The sequence below is a fragment of the Corynebacterium alimapuense genome (assembly GCF_003716585.1).
GTDB lineage: Bacteria > Actinomycetota > Actinomycetes > Mycobacteriales > Mycobacteriaceae > Corynebacterium > Corynebacterium alimapuense.
In genome coordinates, this window is sequence record NZ_PTJO01000001.1 from 1 (window position 1) to 22910 (window position 22910).

The 22910-nt window shown below is 56.9% G+C and carries 21 protein-coding genes and 5 tRNA genes; 10 read left to right on the plus strand and 16 right to left on the minus strand.

The window, feature by feature from the left end:
- Positions 1 to 51: 51 nt before the first annotated feature.
- The gene (gene murA / locus C5L39_RS00005) at positions 52 to 1302 is read right to left on the minus strand and encodes a UDP-N-acetylglucosamine 1-carboxyvinyltransferase (protein ID WP_123046853.1); all 1251 of its coding nucleotides are present in this window, start codon (positions 1300 to 1302) and stop codon (positions 52 to 54) included.
- A 51-nt stretch (positions 1303 to 1353) separates the two neighbouring features.
- On the minus strand, positions 1354 to 2196 hold the full coding sequence (gene ramA / locus C5L39_RS00010) for an acetate metabolism transcriptional regulator RamA (RefSeq protein WP_123046854.1): 843 nt from the start codon (positions 2194 to 2196) through the stop codon (positions 1354 to 1356).
- 305 nt (positions 2197 to 2501) lie between these two features.
- On the opposite strand from ramA, the gene cysK reads away from it, so the two are divergent.
- Together cysK and epsC are read left to right on the plus strand one after the other, a co-directional pair.
- Complete coding sequence (gene cysK, locus C5L39_RS00015; RefSeq protein ID WP_123046855.1) at positions 2502 to 3434, plus strand: cysteine synthase A; 933 nt, start codon at positions 2502 to 2504, stop codon at positions 3432 to 3434.
- Positions 3435 to 3552: 118 nt separating this feature from the next.
- Positions 3553 to 4119 carry a serine O-acetyltransferase EpsC gene (epsC, locus tag C5L39_RS00020; protein WP_123046856.1) on the plus strand — a complete coding sequence of 189 codons (567 nt, stop codon included), beginning with the start codon at positions 3553 to 3555 and terminating at the stop codon, positions 4117 to 4119.
- Between the two features lie 45 nt (positions 4120 to 4164).
- On the opposite strand, the gene C5L39_RS00025 is transcribed toward epsC, so the two are convergent.
- The 5 genes from C5L39_RS00025 to C5L39_RS00045 form a co-directional block, all read right to left on the minus strand.
- Complete coding sequence (locus C5L39_RS00025) at positions 4165 to 4455, minus strand: GNAT family N-acetyltransferase (protein ID WP_123046857.1); 291 nt, start codon at positions 4453 to 4455, stop codon at positions 4165 to 4167.
- A gap of 169 nt (positions 4456 to 4624) precedes the next feature.
- Positions 4625 to 4697: transfer RNA gene (locus C5L39_RS00030), tRNA-Phe, on the minus strand.
- A gap of 27 nt (positions 4698 to 4724) precedes the next feature.
- A tRNA-Asp gene (locus C5L39_RS00035) sits at positions 4725 to 4798 on the minus strand.
- A gap of 228 nt (positions 4799 to 5026) precedes the next feature.
- Positions 5027 to 5100, minus strand: a tRNA-Asp gene (locus C5L39_RS00040).
- Between the two features lie 21 nt (positions 5101 to 5121).
- A tRNA-Glu gene (locus C5L39_RS00045) sits at positions 5122 to 5194 on the minus strand.
- A gap of 156 nt (positions 5195 to 5350) precedes the next feature.
- Between C5L39_RS00045 and C5L39_RS00050 the strand changes: the two genes are divergently transcribed.
- Complete coding sequence (locus C5L39_RS00050) at positions 5351 to 5695, plus strand: metal-sensitive transcriptional regulator (RefSeq protein WP_123046858.1); 345 nt, start codon at positions 5351 to 5353, stop codon at positions 5693 to 5695.
- A gap of 6 nt (positions 5696 to 5701) precedes the next feature.
- Here the strand turns inward: C5L39_RS00050 and C5L39_RS00055 are convergent, their stop codons facing one another.
- Together C5L39_RS00055 and C5L39_RS00060 are read right to left on the minus strand one after the other, a co-directional pair.
- Positions 5702 to 6985 (minus strand): DUF2254 domain-containing protein, encoded by a 1284-nt coding sequence (locus C5L39_RS00055; RefSeq protein WP_123046859.1) that lies wholly within the window; start codon positions 6983 to 6985, stop codon positions 5702 to 5704.
- Between the two features lie 12 nt (positions 6986 to 6997).
- Positions 6998 to 7327, minus strand: coding sequence for a thiol-disulfide oxidoreductase DCC family protein (locus C5L39_RS00060; RefSeq protein WP_126268708.1), 330 nt, complete (start codon positions 7325 to 7327; stop codon positions 6998 to 7000).
- 166 nt (positions 7328 to 7493) lie between these two features.
- Here C5L39_RS00060 and C5L39_RS00065 point away from each other — a divergent pair, with 166 nt between their 5' ends.
- Positions 7494 to 8180, plus strand: a complete 687-nt coding sequence (locus tag C5L39_RS00065) for a peroxiredoxin (RefSeq protein WP_123047092.1) — start codon at positions 7494 to 7496, stop codon at positions 8178 to 8180.
- A gap of 59 nt (positions 8181 to 8239) precedes the next feature.
- On the opposite strand, the gene C5L39_RS00070 is transcribed toward C5L39_RS00065, so the two are convergent.
- A tRNA-Lys gene (locus C5L39_RS00070) sits at positions 8240 to 8315 on the minus strand.
- A 189-nt stretch (positions 8316 to 8504) separates the two neighbouring features.
- On the opposite strand from C5L39_RS00070, the gene C5L39_RS00075 reads away from it, so the two are divergent.
- The 4 genes from C5L39_RS00075 to cydC are packed head-to-tail and all read left to right on the plus strand — an operon-like array spanning position 8505 to position 14376.
- Entirely contained in the window at positions 8505 to 10061 is a 1557-nt protein-coding gene (locus C5L39_RS00075; protein WP_123046861.1) for a cytochrome ubiquinol oxidase subunit I, read from the plus strand.
- Positions 10061 to 11110, plus strand: coding sequence for a cytochrome d ubiquinol oxidase subunit II (cydB, locus tag C5L39_RS00080; RefSeq protein WP_123046862.1), 1050 nt, complete (start codon positions 10061 to 10063; stop codon positions 11108 to 11110). Before C5L39_RS00075 ends, cydB begins: the two co-directional genes overlap by 1 nt.
- Positions 11111 to 11116: 6 nt before the next feature.
- On the plus strand, positions 11117 to 12703 hold the full coding sequence (locus C5L39_RS00085; RefSeq protein ID WP_123046863.1) for an ABC transporter ATP-binding protein/permease: 1587 nt from the start codon (positions 11117 to 11119) through the stop codon (positions 12701 to 12703).
- Positions 12700 to 14376 (plus strand): thiol reductant ABC exporter subunit CydC, encoded by a 1677-nt coding sequence (gene cydC / locus C5L39_RS00090; protein WP_245974822.1) that lies wholly within the window; start codon positions 12700 to 12702, stop codon positions 14374 to 14376. Before C5L39_RS00085 ends, cydC begins: the two co-directional genes overlap by 4 nt.
- 52 nt (positions 14377 to 14428) lie before the next feature.
- Here the strand turns inward: cydC and C5L39_RS00095 are convergent, their stop codons facing one another.
- The 3 genes from C5L39_RS00095 to scpC all read right to left on the minus strand — a co-directional run bounded on the left by C5L39_RS00095 (position 14429) and on the right by scpC (position 17779).
- Entirely contained in the window at positions 14429 to 14626 is a 198-nt protein-coding gene (locus C5L39_RS00095; RefSeq protein ID WP_123046864.1) for a hypothetical protein, read from the minus strand.
- 14 nt (positions 14627 to 14640) lie between these two features.
- A complete protein-coding gene (locus C5L39_RS00100; RefSeq protein ID WP_123046865.1) occupies positions 14641 to 16098 on the minus strand; it encodes an NAD(P)/FAD-dependent oxidoreductase in 1458 nt (485 codons plus the stop codon).
- Between the two features lie 172 nt (positions 16099 to 16270).
- A complete protein-coding gene (gene scpC, locus C5L39_RS00105) occupies positions 16271 to 17779 on the minus strand; it encodes a succinyl-CoA:acetate CoA-transferase ScpC (RefSeq protein WP_123046866.1) in 1509 nt (502 codons plus the stop codon).
- Between the two features lie 242 nt (positions 17780 to 18021).
- Here scpC and dusB point away from each other — a divergent pair, with 242 nt between their 5' ends.
- Together dusB and phoU are read left to right on the plus strand one after the other, a co-directional pair.
- Complete coding sequence (gene dusB, locus C5L39_RS00110; RefSeq protein ID WP_123046867.1) at positions 18022 to 19167, plus strand: tRNA dihydrouridine synthase DusB; 1146 nt, start codon at positions 18022 to 18024, stop codon at positions 19165 to 19167.
- A 64-nt stretch (positions 19168 to 19231) separates the two neighbouring features.
- Positions 19232 to 19978, plus strand: coding sequence for a phosphate signaling complex protein PhoU (phoU, locus tag C5L39_RS00115; protein ID WP_123046868.1), 747 nt, complete (start codon positions 19232 to 19234; stop codon positions 19976 to 19978).
- Between the two features lie 76 nt (positions 19979 to 20054).
- Here the strand turns inward: phoU and pstB are convergent, their stop codons facing one another.
- From pstB to pstC, 3 genes are read right to left on the minus strand one after another with little or no spacing between them, the layout of a single operon-like run.
- The gene (gene pstB, locus C5L39_RS00120; protein ID WP_123046869.1) at positions 20055 to 20828 is read right to left on the minus strand and encodes a phosphate ABC transporter ATP-binding protein PstB; all 774 of its coding nucleotides are present in this window, start codon (positions 20826 to 20828) and stop codon (positions 20055 to 20057) included.
- A gap of 50 nt (positions 20829 to 20878) precedes the next feature.
- Positions 20879 to 21805, minus strand: a complete 927-nt coding sequence (gene pstA / locus C5L39_RS00125) for a phosphate ABC transporter permease PstA (protein WP_123046870.1) — start codon at positions 21803 to 21805, stop codon at positions 20879 to 20881.
- Positions 21806 to 21819: 14 nt separating this feature from the next.
- Positions 21820 to 22878 carry a phosphate ABC transporter permease subunit PstC gene (gene pstC, locus C5L39_RS00130; protein WP_425453828.1) on the minus strand — a complete coding sequence of 353 codons (1059 nt, stop codon included), beginning with the start codon at positions 22876 to 22878 and terminating at the stop codon, positions 21820 to 21822.
- Positions 22879 to 22910: the final 32 nt, after the last annotated feature.

Below are 22910 nucleotides of genomic sequence, written 5' to 3' on the forward strand. Positions count from 1 at the left end.
AAACACAAATCCGCAGGCAGTAAGCACTTTCTACGAAGAAAACGCGCATCACTAAACGCGCTGAATCTCCGCACCCAAACTCCGCAGATGCTCCACAAAATTCGGATACCCACGATCGATGTGATGGACATCGTGAACGGTGGTTACCCCATCTGCCACTAGCCCGGCCAAGACTAGGCCTGCGCCGGCACGGATATCCGAGCTCCAGACCTCCGTCGAAGACAACTGCTTCATGCCATGCAAGACGACATGATGTCCATCGACGCTCGCATTGGCCCCCAACCGCAGCATTTCATCGACAAACCGGAATCGAGACTCGAATACGTTTTCAGTAATCACGCTCATCCCGTTGGCAACGGAAGCAATGCCGATAGCCATCGGCTGCAGATCAGTAGGAAAGCCAGGGAACGGGAGGGTCTGATAATCCACCGCATCCGGACGTCGATCGATCCGCACACGGAAGCCGTTGGCATAGGTTTCCACATCAGCGCCGGCAACCTTGAGCTTCTCCAGCGCCAAATGAAGGTGGCGCGGAGCGATTCCACCGACGGTGACGTCTCCTCCGGTCATGGCAGCTGCATAAGCCCACGTGCCGGCAACGATTCGGTCGCCGATAACCTGATGTTCCGTCGGATGAAGCTTCTCTACTCCCTCGATGGTGATAGTGGAGGTTCCCGCCCCTTCCACTTTCGCACCCATCGAATTAAGCATCTCGCAGAGATCAGCGATCTCCGGCTCACGAGCAGCGTTGTCCAATACTGTCGTGCCTTTGGCCATGACGGCTGCGGTAAGAATGTTCTCGGTGGCTCCGACGGAGGGGAAATCGAGTGAAATATGCGCCCCTCGAAGCTCATCAGCTTCAGCTACGACGGCACCATGAGAAATACTGGTGGTGGCACCAAGCTTCTCAAGACCTGATTGGTGCATATCCAACGGCCGGGAACCAATGGCATCCCCGCCAGGCAATGCCACGACCGCCCGGCCGCAGCGTGCGGTTAACGGCCCCAATACGCACACTGAGGCACGGAACTGCCGGACGGCGTCAAAGTCAGCGTTAGGTTTCAGCTCGGCTGGAGTCGTGATGCGCACGATCTCCCCATCAAGCTCCACTGAACAGCCGAGTCCTTCGAGGACATGCTGCATCAGCGGGACATCGAGAATTTCGGGGCAATTGCTAAGCGTCGTGGTGCCCTCGGCAAGCAGTGCCGCAGCCATCAGTTTGAGGACACTGTTTTTAGCGCCGCTAACTTTGACTGCGCCCTGCAAACGGGCACCTCCGGTTACGAGAAATCTGTCATTCACACCTCCCGAGAGTAGTCGACCATTCCCGGGGAGGTGATCTGCATGACTAACTCAGGGAAGAGCACCAATCCGACGGGCAGCGTTAACCGCCTCGTAGCGAGTATGCGCTCCCAATTTGCGCATGACAGAACGCAGGTAGGACTTGACCGTCTCGGCCCCGATTCCCATCTCTTCGGCGGCCTCGACATTGGTGTGCCCGAGAGCAACACAAGACAAGACGTCTAATTCACGGGCAGAGAGCTTCGTCGACTGCTTGACCCTGACCGGGCTGACCATCTGGTCACACAACTGCTCGAGCTCTTTGCGCAAAATGTCATCATCGACGCGATTAGCCAGCATCCTCAGCTTCGAATGCGTCGAACGGACTTGCTCCCATTCGGCACCATTCATCACCCGACCGGACTTTGCGGTACCGACCTTGCCGCCTTCAACTCTTCGCAGCGCCGAATTAACCGCTAGGTCCTGTTCCAGGGTTCGAGCCGTCATCGTGACTTCCTCGATCACCTTATCTCCAAGCCGAACTGGCGAGTGGACTCCTGCATAGAGGACTCCGCGAATTTCGCGGGAAACAATAACCGGCACCGCAACAATGGAATGCAATCCCTCGTCTTGGACCGGCCGATCATTCTCATGGGAGATGATATTGGCCCTGGCATAATCCGAAACTCCCACCGGACGTCGGGTACTGACTACCCGACCGCCAACTCCAGAGCCAGCTTCAATGATGAGGTTTTGTAATGCGGGAGTTCTCAGTCCGACCCACTGCGTAACTTGCAGCCGATTATCGGGCAGTAGCAGGGCATACATGGTCACGGGTATGCCGGTCGCGGTTTTCAAAGATGTCAAGGCCGCCCGGACAGCTTCATCATCGTCTTTCATTCGCTGCGAATCCATGTTTCGTAACCCTCCTGCGGGGACACCCGTCCAGGTGCATCCAAGGTGCACAGTGACGGCGTCACTTTCTGGTCTACTTCGTCAGCCTATCGCGTCAACGGGGGTAACTGCTAACTGACATTCCCAAATGACAGACACCCAAACTGAGGGTCAGATACAGACCTTAGGGGCAATACCCCCTACATTGACCCACCCCCGACCGGATTATCTACCATTCGGTCTATCTGGAACATACCACCCTGTCTATTCTAATGGTGTAGGCTTCTTGGCAGACAAAAAGTGACCCCACAGCAAGGAGATTCAACATGGGCATCTACGACAACATCCTCGAAACCATCGGCAATACTCCCCTGGTGCGCCTCAACGGCATCTCCGAGGGACTCAAGGCTGATGTGCTGGTAAAGGTCGAATCCTTTAACCCGGCCAACTCCGTAAAGGACCGCATCGGCAAAGCCATCATCGACGCCGCAGAGGCTGACGGAACGCTTAAGCCCGGCGGAACCATCGTCGAAGCAACTTCCGGCAACACCGGCATCGCCCTCGCTCTAGTCGGCGCGGCTCGCGGCTACAAGGTCATCCTGACCATGCCGGAGACCATGTCCGTCGAGCGTCGCGTAGTGCTGCGCGCCTATGGTGCTGAAATCATCCTCACTCCTGGCGCTGCAGGCATGCAGGGCGCCGTCGATAAGGCCAACGAGATCGTCACCGAGCGAGACAATGCGATCTTGGCCTCACAGTTCGCCAACGCTGCCAACTTGCAGGTCCACCGCGAGACCACCGCCGAGGAAATCTGGCGTGACACCGAGGGCGCTGTCGACATCTTCGTTGCCGGCGTAGGCACCGGCGGCACCGTTTCCGGCGTCGGTCAGGTCCTCAAGGATCGCAAAGAGGGCGTCAAGATTTACGCAGTTGAGCCTGAGGCATCCCCGCTATTGTCCACCGGCAAGGCCGGCCCGCATAAGATCCAGGGCTTGGGCGCAAACTTCATTCCGGAGATCCTCGACCGCAAGGTCATCGATGACGTCCTGACGATTTCCAATGAAGAGGCCATCGCGACCTCCCGTGAACTCGCAGTCAAGGATGGCATCCTGGGCGGCATCTCCACCGGAGCCAACATTAGGGCCGCACTTGAGCTCGCAGCTCGACCGGAAAACGAAGGCAAGACCATCGTCACCATCGTCTGCGACTTCGGCGAGCGCTACATCTCGACCGTTCTTTACGAAGACATCCGCGACTAATATCCACATGGTCTAAAGCCCGCCCTCATAAGTTGAGGGCGGGCTTTAGTCATCTCCAGCCATCTCCAGTCGGTCGCCCCACCTGGCTAAGAGGCCTCCACTGTTAGAATCGGGAGCCATGTATAACCTCGTCAAGAGCATCCGAGAAGATCTCGCTAACGCCCGCGAACATGATCCAGCCGCTCGTGGCGATTTCGAGAATGCGATCGTCTATTCAGGCCTCCATGCGATCTGGTCGCACCGGGTCTCTCACTGGCTGTGGGTCCGAGGCCTGCGTGGCCCAGCTCGCATACTCGCCCAGGTCAACCGGTTTTTTACCGGCATCGAGATTCATCCGGGCGCAACGATCGGCCGTCGATTCTTTATTGATCACGGAATGGGCATCGTCATTGGCGAGACCACTGAAATTGGTGATGGCGTCATGCTCTATCACGGCGTCACCCTAGGTGGTCAGGTACTTACCCAGACTAAACGTCACCCCACCATCGAAGACAACGTCACGATCGGTGCCGGCGCCAAGGTACTAGGCCCTATCACCATCGGCGCAGGTTCTGCCATCGGTGCCAACGCAGTGGTTACCCGAGAAGTCCCGCCAGAGCACATTGCCACGGGCATCCCCGCAGTCAATCGCCCTCGCACTAAAGAGCAGCACATCAAACTGGTCGACCCAGACTATTTCCTCTAGCCCTAGCCAGACCCTGATGGCCCGCTAGCGCCCTTCTGTGCCCACTCAGGCGATCAGGGTGCGGTAGTCCTGGTTCTTGTCTATGAACTGCTCTACGGCAGAGCAGCTGGGACGAATGCGGGCGCCACTGGCACGGGCATCATCCAAGGCCGCTTTAATCAATGGGATCGATAGTCCGTGCCCTCGGAAAGCCTGGTCGACCACAGTGTGATTGAAGTCGAGGACGCCCTCAGAGCTCACGACATATGCGCAGTAACCAGCTTCCCTGCCGTCCACGCTGATTTCATAGCGCTGCTTGTCTTCATGGTGCTCAATAGAGTACTTCTCTCCAGACATCAGCGACTCCTTATGTGAGGGGATCGTGCTTGAGTCCTTGAGTATTCCCGAACTCAACACTCTGCGCAGGCAACCCCCCACAAGTCCCCCCCCCAGAAAGACGCATCTCCGCTTTCTGAAAATGCACAAAACCCCCTGCCCGAGAATTCTCGGACAAGGGGTTTTCGTGTGGCCAGAGCCAGGATCGAACTGGCGACCTTCCACTTTTCAGGCGGACGCTCTACCGACTGAGCTATCTGGCCAGAAACTACCAATTAAGGCAATTTCAGCGACCCTGACGGGACTTGAACCCGCGACCTCCGCCGTGACAGGGCGGCGCGCTAACCAACTGCGCCACAGGGCCTTATTTATTTCTCGTACTTCCGGACCACCTTGCGGCCTGTCCGTTGCACGAGAAATGACTTTACACAGGCCTTGATTGTTCCCGCAAATCAGCAGTACAAAGGGCATTTCCATGGAGAAAAATCAGAGGTTACAACAACCAGATTTAACTTGGCACCATTCCCAGCATCTTAAAAACAAAAAGAGCGTTAGCCCGGCAAAACCGGAACTAACGCTCTTTCCTAGAAAGCGACCCTGACGGGACTTGAACCCGCGACCTCCGCCGTGACAGGGCGGCGCGCTAACCAACTGCGCCACAGGGCCTTTCCTGAGGAATTAACCTCGTACCCCCAACGGGATTCGAACCCGTGTCGCCGCCGTGAAAGGGCGGTGTCCTAGGCCTCTAGACGATGGGGGCCAATCAATTGCACCGGAATGCTCCGGACCAATTTCGACTGCTCTAGAAATATACTTCATACTCCAGTCAGAACAAAAACCGCCCTGTCAGAGAGGCTTTATTGCCGACGGCGCTAGGCTGATAGAAGCGCACGATACGAGGAACAAGGTAGCTAATATGTCTAACTTTCCAGACCCCAGCCAGACTGATTTACCAAGCTGTTCTGACCATGCGCCCACCAGCCATGGTTACGAAGAAAACAAGGCGAAATACCTCGCACGCCTCAAGCGAATCGAAGGGCAGACCCGAGGCATTCACCGAATGGTCGACGAAGACCAGTACTGCATCGACATTCTCACTCAAGTATCGGCAGTGACTTCCGCTCTCGAGAACGTCGCATTAGCACTGCTGCAAGACCATATTTCCCACTGCGTCACCGGGGCAGCAGCCGAAAGTGGCGAGGCTGCGGATGCGAAAATTGCTGAGGCGATGAAGGCGATTCAGAAACTAGTAAAATCTTAAGTTCGCCTATTCCGTAGAACCAGATTCTCGTGCTAGCAGATCTCGACATCTGTCAAGAGTGGGCACGTAGGCGTCAATACTGACTTCCCTGAGGTCCTCAACCATACTGTGCAGCACTTCCGGGACCTGCGCAGAACCTTCCGCGTAGTTATGGATTTCTCGAATCGGTTCCGCAATCAGTTGAGCGATTTTCTGCGGCCGATGCACTACGCGGACAGCCCCCTCGCCATCAGCGATATATGGGCTTGGCTCAGAGCAGGTCACCAGGTAGCGCAACACTCGATGAATCTCATGGACGGCCTGTACCGCAGTGGTCGGGTCATTGGTCCCCGGAGAGAGCGCTCGATCGGCGATGTCGACTAGCTGACGCAGCCCAAAGGCGACGTCCTGGGTCATGGTGCGCTCCATGCGAATGCCGACGGCGTCGGCAAGCATATCGAGATCGCCTAACTCAGCTTCATCGTCACACCAGACCCGCAGGACAGACTGCCCTGCCACCAAAAAATCTCCCACCGAGCGGTCGATCGTTATGACAACGCCATGCTCTTGCGCCCAATCGAGAAGTCGCCGGTAGTTAAACCATACGATCGCTCCAGTGACAGAAGTGAGGACATGTTCACGGCGATCACCTGGCGACGGCGACCATGTCGGCCCGGTAGCAAGCGCCGGAACATCCGATTTAGTGTCGTACATCCGCTGACCTAGCCGTAGAGTCTCCTGTCCAATCTCGGTGACAGCGTTGGCAACTTTCATCGATGACATGATGTGCCGGATGAATACCAGGAAAAAGGCCAGACACCCCAACGCCATCATAAAGGCCACCGTGACGGATAGTCGGGGCACGAAACCCTGACCATCATCACCGTCATCCCATACATAACGGGTAACCGTCAATGAAAATGTGAACGTAGCCAAGAAAATCGCCAACGTGCCCTGAACAATACGACTCTGCAGGAAGCCGTTGAGCATTCGTGGACTAAATGAACTATTGACCAGCTGCAAAACCACCAGCGTGTTTGAAAACACTAGGCCAGTTACGGAAATAGTGGCCGAGGCGATCACCCCGAGAACCTCACGAGATGCAGAAGTGCCCCCACGGAAGGCAAAGAGCAGCGGGTCACCCCCAAGTCTGGACTCCAGCTCCGGCAGGGCCGTTCCGAACAGCAGTGCGGCCACCACGCTCACCGCAGGAATCATCCAAAAGGGAGTCCAGATCCGATCCCAGAAGCTCTCCTGTGGAACATCCGGAATTCCACCCTTCAACCGATAACTACTCTCGTGCTCGCTCATCGCGCCACCATGTCACCCTTCCGGCACAGCGCAGACAGGAGCACCAATGAGCTTAGAGAGGCCTCGACGCCGCTTAGCTACTTGGCGGTAGAGAAAGGCTGCTGCAGGATCGAAAATCCTCAGCCCCAGGATCCGCCCCGCCCCTCGCAGCGGCAGATTCCGACCGTCAACGAACAATGCCTGCGCGATGGCATGGTGGCCGAGATAATCCACACCTCCAGAGCGAAAGACCGCATGATGCCGAAGGTTGGCTGGGCGGAGAATTAGTCCCGGCGCCAAGCGCTGCAGCAGGATCCCGCTGCGATGACAAAAGCCACAGTCGCCATCATAAAGGAAGGTCACAAGCACCACCCTAATACGGATCCACCCCCTACCGCTGCACCCTCTGTTGACATCGATATCCGTTAGAGGAAGATGGAGTTATACCCCGACGGGTATCCATCCAACCTTCCGAGGAGACCCCATGAGCGAGCTCAACGCCGAAGAGTCCACTGCCCCTGCCTACCCAATGCCCCGCATCGGAGACACTGCCCCCGCCTTCACCGCTGAGAGCACTCAGGGCACCGTCAACTTTCCCGCCGACTACGTCGGAAGCTGGGTCATTCTATTCAGCCACCCCGCCGATTTCACCCCAGTATGCACCAGCGAGTTCATGACTTTCGCCACCATGCAGGAGGATTTTGCCCGCTACAACACCAAGCTGATCGGATTGTCTGTCGATGGTCTCTACAGCCACATTGCCTGGCTGCGCACCATCCAAGAGAAGATGACCTACCGCGACATGAAAAACGTCGAGGTCACCTTCCCGCTTATCGACGACGTGTCAATGAACGTCGCCAGCAAGTACGGCATGATCATGCCCGGAGAGGCCACAACCTCTGCTGTACGCGCGGTATTCGTCATCGATCCGGCCGGACTCGTCCGGACGATCCTCTACTACCCGCTGGCACTGGGCCGGAACTTCGATGAGCTGCTGCGGATCATCAAGGGACTGCAGACCGCCGACGAGTTCGACGTTGCCCTGCCTGCGGACTGGCGACCAGGCGAGCGAGCAATCGTTCCGCCAGCTGGTTCCTGTGGCGTAGCCAAAGACCGCATGTCCGGCGAAGACACCGACGTCGAATGCGTCGATTGGTTCTTCTGTACTCGCGATCTACCCGAAGAGACCATCGAGAAGGCACTCACCGAACGATGATCTACCTAGCCGGCCGATAAAAAATGCCACGTCCACCGAAATAACGGTGAACGTGGCATTGGTGGGCCCCGTGGGGCTCGAACCCACGACCTGCGGATTAAAAGTCCGTAGCTCTACCAACTGAGCTAGGGGCCCGCGACACTGATACTAAACCCTCGGGTGTCTCCAAGAAAAATCGGCCCAAATATGGGAGATGCCTCACAGAGTCGGAACTATCAACTACGAGATCCGACAAATCATACATAGCTTGCATAATTAGCCCCCCGACGCCGCGGTCACCTGCTTGTCCTTGAACACCGCGACGTTTTCAGGAAAGGCACAGCAGTGAATCTTGACCTCATTGATGTCTCACGGTGGCAATTCGGTATCACCACCGTCTACCACTTCATTTTTGTTCCTTTAACCATCGGCTTAGCCCCAATGGTGGCGGTCATGCAGACCGCCTGGCTAGTCACTGGCAAAGAACGCTGGTACCGGGCAACTCGGTTTTTCGGCACTCTTTTCCTTGTCAACTTCGCCATGGGCGTGGTCACCGGCATTGTCCAGGAATTCCAATTCGGAATGAACTGGTCTGAATATTCCAGATTTGTTGGAGATGTCTTCGGAGCTCCACTTGCTTTGGAAGGACTAGCCGCATTCTTCATCGAATCAATCTTCCTCGGCGTATGGATTTTTGGCTGGGATCGAGTTCCCCGTTGGATCCACCTAGCCTCCATCTGGATGGTGGCTATCGCGGTGAATCTCTCCGCCTACTTCATCATCGTGGCTAACTCCTTTATGCAGCACCCTGTTGGCGCCGTCTATAACGAGGCCACCGGCCGCGCAGAGTTGAGTGACATCGTAGAACTGTTAACCAACTCAACCGCGCTAGCGGCTTTCCCCCATGCAGTGTTCGGCTCGCTACTGACCGCTGGCACGTTCGTAGCAGGCATTGCTGGCTGGCAGATGATCCGTACCACCCGCCGGGCGGAGAACGACCCGACTCATGCCGACGCGGCCGAACTCTGGCGTCCAGCTTTCCGATTGGCCCTATGGTTCATCGTCATTGGTGTCATCGGCGCTTCCATCAGTGGTCACACCCAAGCACAACTGATGTTCGAACAGCAGCCGATGAAGATGGCTTCTGCAGAGGCGCTCTGCCATACCGAGACGGACCCGTTGTTCTCCATCCTCTCGATCAGCACCATGAATAACTGCGATACCGCAGTCCAGGTTCTCGGTGTCCCCTTCGTCTTGTCTTTCCTGGCGGGAAATCAGTTCACCGGAGTCGAGCTCCAGGGAGTCACCGAACTTCAGGCCCAATACGAGCAGATGTTCGGACCAGGCAACTACACCCCGAACCTGTTTGTCACATACTGGTCCTTCCGCATGATGATTGGCCTGATGGCCGCCTCCATGCTGCTGGCAGTATTGGGCTTCTGGTACACCCGAAAAGGTCGCGTGCCCACAATGAAGTGGCTGGGCTGGGCCTCCCTTATTTCCATCCCCTTCCCCTTCCTGGCAAACGCAGCTGGCTGGGTGTTCACCGAAATGGGACGCCAGCCTTGGGTGGTTCACCCCAACCCCGATTACTGGCCAGAAAATAGCCCCGGCGGGGAAAACGAAATCCACATGATCGTTGATTTCGGTGTCTCCAACCACTCCGTGGCTACCGTATGGGTCTCGTTGATTTCCTTCACACTCCTCTATGGAGTGCTGGCCGTGATTTGGTTCTGGCTCATGCGCCGAAAAGTCCTCGAGGGCCCACTGCCTCCCGGAAGCTCTGAGAATATCGCGGCTGATTCTTATGGCCCTGATGATGACGATGGAGTCCAGCCCCTGACCTTCGGCCATTCAGAGGCCGAGCCCACGTCCCCCGCTACCAGCAGAGGTGATGAGTGATGGATCTACAAGTTCTATGGTTTGTGATCATTGCAGTACTTTTTCTCGGCTACTTCATCCTGGAAGGATTCGACTTCGGAGTCGGCATGTTGCTGCCGTTCCTCGGCGGCAAGACTCCTGAAGAAAAATCAGCTCGACGCTCGGCCGCTATCAAGACCATCGGCCCGGTGTGGGACGGCAACGAAGTCTGGCTGATTACCGCTGGCGGCGCTCTCTTTGCTGCGTTCCCGGAGTGGTACGCCACCATGTTCTCCGGTTTCTACCTACCCCTGCTGCTCATTCTCCTATCCCTCATCCTCCGCGGAGTGGGCCTGGAGTGGCGATCCAAGGTTGATACCGAACGTTGGCGCAAGTGGTGCGACACCGGCACCGCCATCGGATCGTGGGCGCCCTCGCTGCTGTGGGGCGTAGCTTTCGCCAATCTCCTTCGAGGAGTACCCGTCGATGCCAACAGACAGATCAACTCAGGTATCGAAGGGCTCATCGGTCTGCTCAATCCTTATGGACTGCTCGGCGGACTGACCTTCGTCCTGTTGTTTATGCTCCATGGTGCGATGTTCCTCGGCTTCAAGACTGAAGATCCGCTGCGGGCACGTGTGCAGGAATTTGGACTACGGTGGCTGATGATTCCGACCATCATCGTTGTCATCGCCTTCTCCTTGTGGACGCAGCTAGCCTATGGTCGCCCGGAAACCTGGTGGGCGCTCGCCGCGATGGTTATCACCCTGTCGTTGGGCATTATCGCCCTCCTCCGCGAACGTGACGGTTGGGCCTTTGCTGCCACCGCATTATCTGTGGCTGCGCTGGTCATCCAGATCTTCGGCTCTATGTTCCCCTACCTCGTTCCGACTACCCTCAGCGACGGCGTCTCCCTCGATATCTGGAACTCTTCCAGCTCGGATTACACGTTGACGGTGATGAGTTGGGCGGCATTGCTACTACTGCCCGGCGTCTTGGTCTTTCAAGGCTGGACCTACTGGGTCTTCCGCAACCGAGTTGCGGTCCACACCTCACCTGTCGCCGGGGACCCCACCCCGGCTGCTGTGTAGAAGCCCGTGGCTTCCCCGCTAGATCGACGTCTACTGGAGCTGGTGCCTCCAGTAGGACGATTCATTGCCAGCGCCGGTATCACCCAAGCATTGGTGACGGCCTCACTGTTAGTCCGTGGTGTCCTCATCGGCTGGGTGGCTGCTCGCGTAGTCGCCGACGGTGCCGATCTAGCGAGCGTGATGTGGCCATTGTTGTGGCTAGCGCTAGCGGTGCTCGCCCACGGTGTTATTTCTCATCTCGCCCAACGCCGGGCAGCAGCCAGCGTTGGAGAGGTCATTGACTCCCTTCGCAGCTCTGCATTGGCTGCGTTGGGCCGACAAGATCCACGAACAGTGCAGGAGAAATCCGCGCATTGGCGCACAGTCCTGACCGATGGACTCGAGCAGTTTCGACCCTATCTTTCGGAGTTCTTGCCCTCCCTGATCGCAGTGGTCTTAGCCACTCCGGCTTCTCTGGCGGTTATCTTCTGGTTCGACCCGCTCTCGGGATTCATTGCGCTAGTCACGCTTCCGCTCATCCCACTTTTCATGATTCTCATCGGCAAACTCACCGCTGCTCGAACCCAACGTCGCCTCAGCGTTACTGCGTCCCTCGGCGGCCAACTAGCAGATCTGCTCTCCGGTTCACTGACCCTCCGAGCATTAGGAGTTACCAAGCAGCCAGCACGACAAATTCGCAGCACCGGCGCGGCCCAAGAAGCGGCGACTATGAGTGTGCTGCGTCTTGCGTTCCTCTCGTCCTTTGCTCTCGAATTCCTAGCTACCCTTTCCGTGGCTTTGGTCGCTGTCAGCATTGGCCTACGGCTGGTAGCTGGAGATCTCTCTTTGGCGGCTGGATTAATTGTTCTCATTGTTATCCCGGAGGTCTATAATCCGGTTCGCCAAGTTGGTACCAAGTTCCATGCTGCTGCCGATGGTCTGGCTGCCACTACGGAGATTCTCGATCTGATCGAAAACGACAATCGCGAGCAAGCTCCCGCAAGGTATGTGGAGCTCATTAAGAGTATCGACGTCGAGGTAGAACACCTGCAGGTCCGTGGACGCGATGGCCACCATCCCGAAGACTTAAGCTTCACTGCTAGCCCTGGTCAGGTGACTATTCTCCACGGCCCCAATGGCTCAGGAAAGTCCACAGTCTTTCTCGCATTGCTGGGCCTGTTGCCAAACGCTTCAGTCTCCGGGGTAGTTAGGGCCCCAAGCCTAGAACACACTTCATATCTCCCTGCAGAACCGATCATCACTACTGGCACAGTGTCAGACAACCTTGTTCTGCTCGGAGCCACAACCAACCGGATAGCTGATTGTGCCACCGAGGTCGAACTGGACCTACCCATGGATCGGGCACTGACCTACGGCGGCGGTGGGCTATCCGCCGGCCAGGCACAGCGGTTAGCACTAGCTCGCACGCTAGCCCTTGGCAACGAGCTACCTAGGCTGCTAGTACTCGACGAGCCGAGCGCCCATTTAAGCCCCGAACTAGTCGAACGGTTATGCCAAGTACTTCGTCAGCGTTGCCAACGCGGCGATACGGTCCTAGTAGCCACACATGATCAACGTCTCCTGACTATTGCCGACAAGGTGGTTGAATTATGAATTCCTGGACCCTTTTGACCAGGATGCTCCACCTGGCAGGAGTCCAGCGACGACAGCTGGCTGCCGCGATCGCAGCAGGTTCGGTGACGCTATTTTCCGCATTGGCGCTCACGGTGCTCTCCGGCTGGCTGATCACTCGCGCTTGGGAGATGCCGCCAGTGTTAGCTTTGGGAGTAGCGGTAACCGCGGTGCGAGCTCTAGGTATTTCTCGTGCGGTCTTCCGCTATCTTGACCGTCTGCTGAGTCACCGAATTGCTCTCCACGCGCTTACGACTCTGCGCGTCCGACTTTTTGATGCCATCGCAGCCGACCCGGTTGGGGATGGTCGCGCTCACTTATATTCCCGTGGAGACGGCCTTATCCGGCTGGTGGCTGACGCCGAAAGAGTCACGGACTTGATCGTCCGCTCTTTGGTACCTGCTGGCGTGGCGCTAGTACTATCCAGTATCTCGTTGCTTATCGCTGGGTTGCTTCATCCGCTGGCCGCAGTAATTCTAGCCATCGGCTTCGCGTTTACTGGCCTATTGATCCCCTGGCTGGCTGCCCGCTCCCACCGACATACCCGCAGGGTCGAGGCGACAGATGACTTTCTGCTGCGTCTCGACGAGGTTCTAGGCCACCGCACCGAGTTTGAAGCTGCAGGTCTCGGTAGCACCCAACAGGCAGTGGCTACTCGGGCTTCTGCTCAGGTCAGTGCCGAGACCGAGGCCGGACAACGACCTCTGGCGTTAGCTCAGGCAATCCAGTCTTGGGCCACAGGCTTGACGGCCTTTGCCACCCTTCTATTGGTAGTAGTCGTCTATCCAGGAGAACCAACTTGGCTGGGTATGTTGGTGATGCTCCCGTTGGCAGCTTTTGAGGCACATGGGCAACTCGCCCAGGCTGCCATTCATGCCCAAGAGGCGACCTATTCTGCCAAGCGGCTCACCGAATTGGTCGGAAATTCACCGACCCGCACTATGGACAGCGCAGCGGAGTCTCCCGAGCCGCTAGCGCTGACAGATTGTAGGTTAACGGCTACCGACCTGCGCTGCCGTTTCGGCACTCCTACCTGGGGTATCGAGGTAGCACCCGGTCAACGAGTAGTGATCCGGGGGACTTCCGGCAGCGGAAAGACTACGCTGCTCCAGACTCTCGGCGGACTGGTCCCGCCTACTGCTGGAAAAGTAGAACTCGGCAGCTCCGAGCTTGACTTGGTGGACCCTGCCCGACTCCGAGCCACCGTCCGTGTCCATGCTGAAGACGAGTGGCTCTTTTCCACCAGCATTCGTCAGAATCTACTCGTTGCTAACCCAGATGCAGATGATCAGTTGATGTGGGAGACCATTGAGGCCGTTGGACTGGGTGATTGGCTCCGAACCGGAGCTGACTCAGACCCGCTAGATAGGATGCTGGCGGATGGAGCGGATTCGGTCTCCAGTGGGCAGCGTCGGCGGTTACTCCTCGCCCGTGCATTGTGCTCCACTGCTCCGGTTTTGCTCTTGGACGAACCAACGGAACACATCGCCGATGACGATGCCTCCAGGTTGTTTAACATGCTCGTCTCTGAACAACTACCAGGCGCTAGAGCGGAGCGATCGATCATCATGGTCACCCACGCCTCCCGTAGCTCCGAGCTAGCTACCGGGGTGAGCGTGGACTACCATCCGGCACCAGTAATGCCTAGACAGTAACTGACAGCTAAAAAGCCCCTCGACTCACGTCGAGGGGCTTTTTAGCTGCTAGTTAGTGCTTCTTGCCGCCGAAAACCATCAGCGCTAGCCGAAGGTTCGACACGATAAACTTACCCAGTTGGATAAGAACACACCGTCGCCCGCGCAGCGTCGACGCCGTGGGCAAAGGTGCACCACTGACGTCAACGATGGGCAGATTGACGTTAATTCCACTCAACTGAGCATTCTCATGAGAGGTTGCATCTGACATTGATCGTCCTCCTATCATTCCGGGATGAACTGCCAGCCGGGCAGGCCCTTGGCTTTGTAGATGAACATGTAATGCAGCAGGAGCTTCGTCCAGTGCCCAGACAGTCCGATCTCACCGCGGGTAAAACTCAAGTCACGCCCAGTGGGATACTTTTCTCGGTCTGGCACGATCGGCATCATCACCATGGAGGCTGCCGATCCGGTGGTCAAACCGGTACCAGCAGAAGCCACACACGCTGCACCCAAAGTCGTCATGGATGCCTCGTGGTTCTTCGCACTCGACCCGTGCTTGATGCGATCAGCGATCGAGATTGCTGCCGCCTTACCCATCTCACCGGAAGGCTGACCTGTCCGTGGCGGAGCCGGAGCGATGACTGTTCCGTTGGGAGACTTTTGGGGCCGGGAGATCTGGTGCGGCGGGGCGAAAGCAATGCCAACGGCCCAAATGTTGTCATAATCCGGGCTTTGATAGGTTGCTGGCCAGTCTTTAGAAGTCCATTGTTCGAAGGGCTTGGGAGAGTAATCAGCGTCAACCTTCATAAACCCACTGGGGGCGAAGAGCTGATCAGTGATCTCTTTGCCTGCGCGGTCATAGGCCTTCAAAGCCACTCCGCCGAAGGGCGGAAGCAACATGGCGAAGTCCATGTGCAATTCGTGGTGATTGCCATCGAGCGTCTCGAAGTGGATGACACCTGGTTCAACTCGATGGACGTGAGCACCGACGATCGCTTCTACTTCGCGCTCGCGAAAGAGGGACTCTGTCCACAGCTGCGAGTTGGTTTCGAAGCCATTCTGGTTAAACACCAGGCCACCCACGCCAAAGTCGCCGAGTTCCGCTTCGTTGGTCAAGTAGATTACTCGTGCTCGATCGCGGACTCCGGCGGCTCGCAACTCATGATCGACGTTGAACACATACTCGAAAGCTGCTCCCTCACAGGTGCAGGTGCCGTGTCCGGCGCCGACCACTAGGGTCTTTCGATCGCCCTTCTTCAGCTGAGCGATGACATCTTTCAGAGAGTCAGCCGCGTCAACCGCATGCTCAGCGGTACACACTGAGACGGTATGCCCACCGTCTGGGCCGAGACCTTCGGTCATACCGAATTTGAGCTGCGGTCCGGTGGCATTGATCAAATAGTCATAGCGCAGGCGCTCCACTTGACCAGCTCGGGAGGAGTCAGTGTATTCGATATCAACGGCCGGACGAGGGTCGTCGCTGTCTCCTTCAGGTCTGATCGTGGTGGCTTTTGCCTGTCGAAATTCCACTCCGTGACGCTTATAAACCGGAGCAAGAGGGAAAACGACCTTCTTCTTGGGCATCTTCCCCACGCCGACCCAGATATTGCTGGGAATCCAATTCCACTGTTCGTTCGGCGATACGACAGTGACGGTGCTGCCTTCGGGCAACATTCTGGTCAGGTGCAGTGCGGCCGTGTGGCCAGAGACGCCTGCGCCCAGTACAACGATGTCTGCCATGGTTGACTCCTCGGGTTGTGGCTACCTTCAGCATATACCCCCTAGGGTTTATGCTGAAAGGCCATTCACCCCCGAAATGCCCCTCATCTCAGCACCAGAAACGACGCCGCCCTGTCGCACACAGGGTGCAACAGGGCGGCGTCGAATAGCTGGGTAAAAACCCTGCCGAAAACTAGGCCTGCTTCATCGAGCCGTTAGCCAAGAAGCGCTCATGGAAGGAGAAGGCAGTAGACAGATCGTGCGGGGTCTGAAGGAAGCGGCCCTTGTTCGCACGCTCCACGTATTCCTCGAGCAGCGGACGGTAGTCCGGGTGCGCAACAGCGATCGTCTTAGCAACGCGGTCACGAGGAGCCAATCCACGCAAGTCAGCGACACCGTACTCGGTGATGATGACCATGGCGTCATGCTCAGTGTGGTCAATATGGGAGGCGAAAGGCACGATCGCGGAGATATCGCCGCCCTTGGCGTCCGAAGGAGAGATGAAGGTGGACACGCGGGCGTTACGGGTGAAATCACCGGAGCCGCCGATGCCGTTCATGATCCGGGAGCCTGCAACATGAGTCGAGTTAATGTTGCCGTAAATATCGGCCTCAATCATGCCGTTGGAAGAAATCAGACCAACGCGGCGAATGACCTCGGGGTGGTTGGAGACCTGCTGCGGACGCAGGATGATGCTCTCGCGGTAACGCTTGGCTTCCTGGTTCATCTTCTCGGCATACTCCGGAGAGAGCGAGAAAGAGGTGGCAGAGGCAACAGTCATCTTGCCGGCGTCGATCAGATCGACCATGCCGTCCTGGATAACCTCGGTGTAGGCCTCGATCTTTTCAAACTTGGAGTCGAGCAGACCTGCCATCACGGCGTTGGGGACGTTACCCACACCGGACTGCATGATGTAGTTGTCATAGGTCAAACGGCCGCCAGCGACCTCACCCTCGAGGAAGCTGATGAAGTGGCCAGCGATCTTCTGGGAAGTCTCATCGACCGGCTTAAAGGGAGCGTTGCGGTCCGGGGTGTTGGTCTCTACGATCGCAACAACCTTGCTCAGGTCGATGTCAATGAAGGTCTTACCAATCCGGTCACCACTGTTGATGATCGGGACCGGGGTGCGGTTGGGCAGGTGCTGGATGCGGTAGATATCCGCCATTCCCTCCAGCTCAAGAGACTGCCACTCATTGACCTCAATGATGATCTTCTTGGCGGAATCCAAGAAGTCAACGTTGTTGCCGACGCCGGAGGATGGGATTAGGTGTCCGTCTTCGGTGATCCGGGTGACCTCAACGATGGCGACATCCAAGTTCGGCCCGAAGAACCCGTACTCGACCTGCTGGCCGGAGTGGGACAGGTGAATATCCTGGTACTTGATCTCACCTGCGTTGATGGCGTTACGCATCGTCGGATCAGACTGGTAAGGCATGCGGTAGTTAATCGCACCGGCTTCCGCCATGACGCCATCGCAGTCAGGCGCGGTGGAGGCGCCGGTGAATACATCGATCTTGTAGCTGTCGCCCTTGGCCTGCGCTTCTTTGGCCCGGTTGGCGATTGCGGTCGGCAGTGCTTTGGGATAAGCGGCGCCGGTGAAGCCGGACATGCCGACCTTGTCACCGTTGTCGATGAATTGAGCAGCTTCCTCAGCGCTCATGACCTTGCCGCGCAGCATGGCGTTAGCGATCCGATCGGACATGTATTACCTCCTGATAAAACGGACCATCTCAGGGTCCGCATGCAATGTCGGTGTAGCTGTGCGGGCACCGGCTATGAGTGTGAGAAACCGGAGACCGACGTCTTTTAGTTACGACCACCACATTAGCGGATTCACCCCCACACTGCCGCAAGGTCCACGGTACTGTGATTTACCCCGGAAATTTCGCTCCCCACCCGGGGTTAGTTTGGGCACTACTGCCCTTTAAGAGGACAATTGCAGATGTGACTCTATCTATCGGTTCCCTGACTCTGAATTCACCCGTGGTTCTGGCCCCCATGGCCGGCGTAACCAACGTGGCTTTTCGCACCCTGTGCCGTGAGCAGGAGATTGAAAGGACTGGGACCGTGTCTGGTCTCTATGTCTGCGAAATGATCACCGCACGCGCGCTGGTCGAACGCAACGAGAAAACTCTCCATATGACGACTTTCGCTCCGGATGAGAATCCTCGGAGCATGCAGCTCTACACAACAGATCCGGAATATACCTACAAGGCTGCCAAAATGATCGTCGATGATAACCTCGCCGATCACATCGATATGAACTTTGGCTGCCCGGTCCCCAAAGTCACCCGTCGTGGTGGCGGCTCAGCGATCCCCTACAAGCGCCGACTATTTGCCAACATCGTCGCCGCGGCGGTTAAAGCTACCGAAGGCACCGATATTCCGGTGACGGTGAAGTTCCGAGTCGGAATCGACGACGAACACCACACTCATCTCGACGCAGGGCGAATCGCAGCTGAGGAAGGCGCTGTCGCTGTCGCATTGCATGCACGCACAGCCGCCCAACGCTATTCCGGCGCTGCCGATTGGTCAGAGATTGCCCGGCTCGTTGAACATATGGATGGCTCCGGAGTACCAGTACTTGGCAATGGAGACATTTTCGCGGCTAGTGACGCCCGTCGAATGATGACAGAAACAGGCTGCGACGGAGTCGTCGTCGGGCGAGGTTGCTTGGGACGACCATGGCTATTTGCAGAATTGTCTGCCGAACTACGCGGTGACCCAGTCCCGCCTGAGCCCACACTCGGCGAGGTCACTCGGATCATCATCCGCCACGCAGAGCTGCTGGCAGCTCATGACGGTGAGCAGCAGGCATCTCGAGATCTACGCAAACACATGGGTTGGTATCTGCGCGGTTTCCCAGTCGGTGGAGACTTACGCGCCAATCTCTCTAGAATGTCCTCCTTGGCGCAACTACGAGAGCTGCTCGCCCCTTGGTCAGACTCCGATGCGATAGCCGAAAATGCTGACGAAGCCCGCGGCCGACAAGGCTCCTCCGCTAAGGTCGCGCTTCCTGAAGGATGGCTGGATGATCCGGAAGATGATGCCGTCCCAGAAGGCGCTGAGATCATGAATTCCGGCGGTTAGTCGGAAAGTTCAACAACTATCACCGCAGGCAGCATAATATGTTCGCTACCCATATAATGGCAGCATGCGTATTGCCTATAGTGAAGACCTTGAGAGTTTTGCCCACGACCTGATCATCATGTGCGATACCGTGCATTCCATCATGTCTCAGGCCTCTGAGGCTCTACTAACGGCTTCCCTCGAGCATGCAGAGCAAGCTCTCTCCTCCGCTGACGAACTCGAAGAGGTCAGGATCCGCTGTGAGGAACGCGCAGTACAGCTCTTGGCACTCGAAGGCCCCGTGGCTCGAGATCTACGGCAGGTCATCTCTTCTATCTACATCGTCGAAGACTTTGACCGGATGGCAGCCCTGTCTATGCATATCGCCAAGGCTGCGCGCCGGCGACACCCCTCATCTGCTATTCCGGAGCCGACCATCGGCTATTTCCAAGAGATGTCGCGTCTTGTCGATGACATGATGACCAAAACACATGACATTCTGGTCGATCTTGATGTTGAGGTAGCCATGGTGCTCAGCGAAGAAGACGATGCAGTAGATGATCTCCATGAGTTCATACTGAATATGCTGACCCAACGGGAATGGAAGCATTCCACTCGTGAGGCCGTCGATGTGACCTTATTGGCACGTTTCTACGAACGATACGCAGACCACTGCGTCAACGTCGCCGCCCGAGTGGTCTACCTTGCATCAGGATTCAAACCAGATGATTACCTGGCGCAAAAAGAGCGCAACCAAGCCAACGCTGAGATGGAACGCCGCTTCGCTGAACTAGAACGCCAGTTCTCTCGCCGTCGCCCGCATGAGCTCTAACAGCCAAAATCCCAAATAGGCCCGCCGCACGTGATGTGCGGCGGGCCTATTTGTAGGTAGTTACTACCTGGAAGATTTATCCGAAGCGACCAGCGATGTAGTCTTCGGTCTCTTTCTGATCCGGGTTTTCGAAGATCTTCTTGGTCTCGCCAAACTCGACCAAGCGACCCGGCTTACCGGTGGCTTCCAAAGAGTAGAAGGCCGTCTTGTCGGACACGCGCGCAGCCTGCTGCATGTTGTGCGTGACGATAACGATGGTGAAGTCTTCCTTCAGCTCGTGGATCAGATCTTCCACTGCGAGGGTGGAAATCGGGTCCAGAGCGGAGCAAGGCTCATCCATGAGCAGGACCTCAGGCTCGACTGCAATAGCACGAGCGATGCACAGACGCTGCTGCTGACCGCCGGAGAGTCCGCCGCCCGGCTTATCCAAGCGATCCTTAACTTCTTCCCATAGGTTGGCGCCGCGCAAGGAGCGCTCGGCAACCTCTTTGAGCTTCTTTTTGTTCTTCTCACCGGAGAGCTTCAGGCCGGCTACGACATTGTCCTCAATGGACATAGTCGGGAAGGGGTTTGCCTTCTGGAAAACCATGCCAATGGTGTTTCGGACGGCTACGGGATCGATCTTGGAACCGTAGATGTCCTCACCGTCAAGGAGGATCTCACCCTTGACATAAGCACCTGGGATAACTTCGTGCATCCGGTTGATAGAACGCAGCACGGTGGACTTGCCACAACCTGAGGGGCCGATAAAGGCAGTAACTGCCTGTGCCGGGATCTGCATATTGACGGACTGTACGGCGTGGAAATCACCGTAGTAGATGTTGACGTCGTTGAGTTCGAGCTTGGACATCAGTAACTCCTGGGAACTGGGTGTGGGAAATACTTCAGGACGTGGAAAAGCTACTGCTTGACCGAGAACTTGGCGGAGATAACACGGGCGCCAATGTTGAGCAGAGCGATGATCAGGACCAGAGTGAGAGCGGCGCCCCACATCTTGTCCAGCACGGCCGGGGTGCTGCCTGCTTTGAACATATCGAGCATCATGAGCGGCAACGAGGACTGAGGACCATTCATCGGATCCAGGTTCATCGCCTGAGTCGAACCAACGAGGATCAGCACCGGAGCGGATTCGCCCATGACGCGAGCGATGGAAAGCATGATGCCGGTAACGATGCCCGAAAGTGCAGTCGGCAGCACGATCTTGGCAATGGTCTTCCACTTGGGGACACCAAGTGCGTAGGAAGCCTCACGGAGGTCCATCGGGACGATCCGCAGCATTTCTTCGGTATTGCGCACGACCACGGGGACCATGAGCAGAACCAACGAGAGCGAGACGGCCATGCCTGAACGGTCAAAACCGAACAAGGTAATCCAGGTGGTGAAAATAAACAGCGCGGCGACGATCGAAGGGACACCAGTGAGAATGTCCACCATGAAGGTAGTAATGCGGCCCAGTCGGCTGCCGTTGGCGTACTCGACCAGATAGATGGCGGTGAAAATACCAATCGGGATCGAGAGGAGCGAAGCGATGGACGTCTGAATGATGGTGCCAGCGATTGCGTGTAGGGCACCGCCACCGGGCACCTGGTAGAGAACTCCCTCCTGAGAGGTGGTCCACCAATCAGCAGTCAAGATCGCGGAGAGGCCACTGGAGAGAACTGTCCACAAGACCCACACGAGGGGGATCAGTGCCAAACCCATGGTCGTGTAGACCAGAATGCTGGCTACCGAGTTGGTGGATTTACGCTTCTGCGAGATGTCACTGAAAGCGGAATTTTTACCCAACGCCTGAGAATCTGCGTTAATAGTATTGAGATTATTGCTCATGATTTTCCCTCCGCCTACTTCTTGGCGACGATAGCGCGGGCGATGGAGTTGACCACGAAGGTCAACAGGAACAGCACCAGACCCGCGGCGATATAAGCGCCGGCCCGGAGATCATCGTTGAACTCGGGGGCAGCGTTGGCGATTGCAGTCGCGAAGGTGGTGCCACCATCGAACAGCGAGAAACGGAATGCCGAGGAGGGCGAGACCACCATGTAGAGGGCCATCGTCTCACCGAGTGCACGGCCTAGCCCCAGCATCGAACCAGAGACATAACCCGAGAAGCCGAATGGCAGAACGGTCATCCGCACAACTTCCCAACGGGTGGCGCCAAGTGCCAGTGCAGCTTCGACCTGCCCCTTCGGCGTCTGGATGAGAACCTCGCGGGTGGTGGCTGCGATAACCGGAAGGATCATCACGGCTAGAACGATGCCACCAGTGAGGATGTTTCGACCGGTAGCAAAGGAAGGCGAGTTTGCGTAAGTGGCGAAGAGGAAGAAACCGCCACCCCAGCTATAAATCCACTCATAGAAGCTAGACAATGCCGGGCCGAGAACCTGCCAGCCCCACAGGCCATAGACGATCGAGGGAACTGCAGCGAGCATGTCGACGAGGTAGCCGAGCGGCTTAACCGCACGCCTCGGGGCATAGTTAGAGAGGAATACCGCGATGCCTAGTGCAACTGGCATCGCAATGATCAAGGCAACAACCGAGATCAAGACCGTTACCGCGAAGAGGTTCGGAATACCGAAAGCCATAGCTTCGGTGTTGGAGGTATCCCAAGGGCCAGCGTAGGTGAAAAAGCCTAACCAGCCATTGACATTGTTGTTCAGGGATGGAACTGCGCGCCAAATAAGGAAGAGACCGATCGAGGCGATGATCACGGTCATCAGGGCAGCTGAAGCAGTGGAGAAGAACTCGAATATGCGGTCGCCTGGGCGCTTAACGCTGCCAGTCGACGCGAGTTCCGGGGCATCCGGTTGCTGGGAAATTCCGGTTGGTGCCACGGTGTTCATGATCTCGGGTTCCCCGATGCGGGTTACCTGACCATCCGCGGTCGGACGATTACTTGCCATTAGGGCACAGATTCCTTTGAAAATTGGCGAGA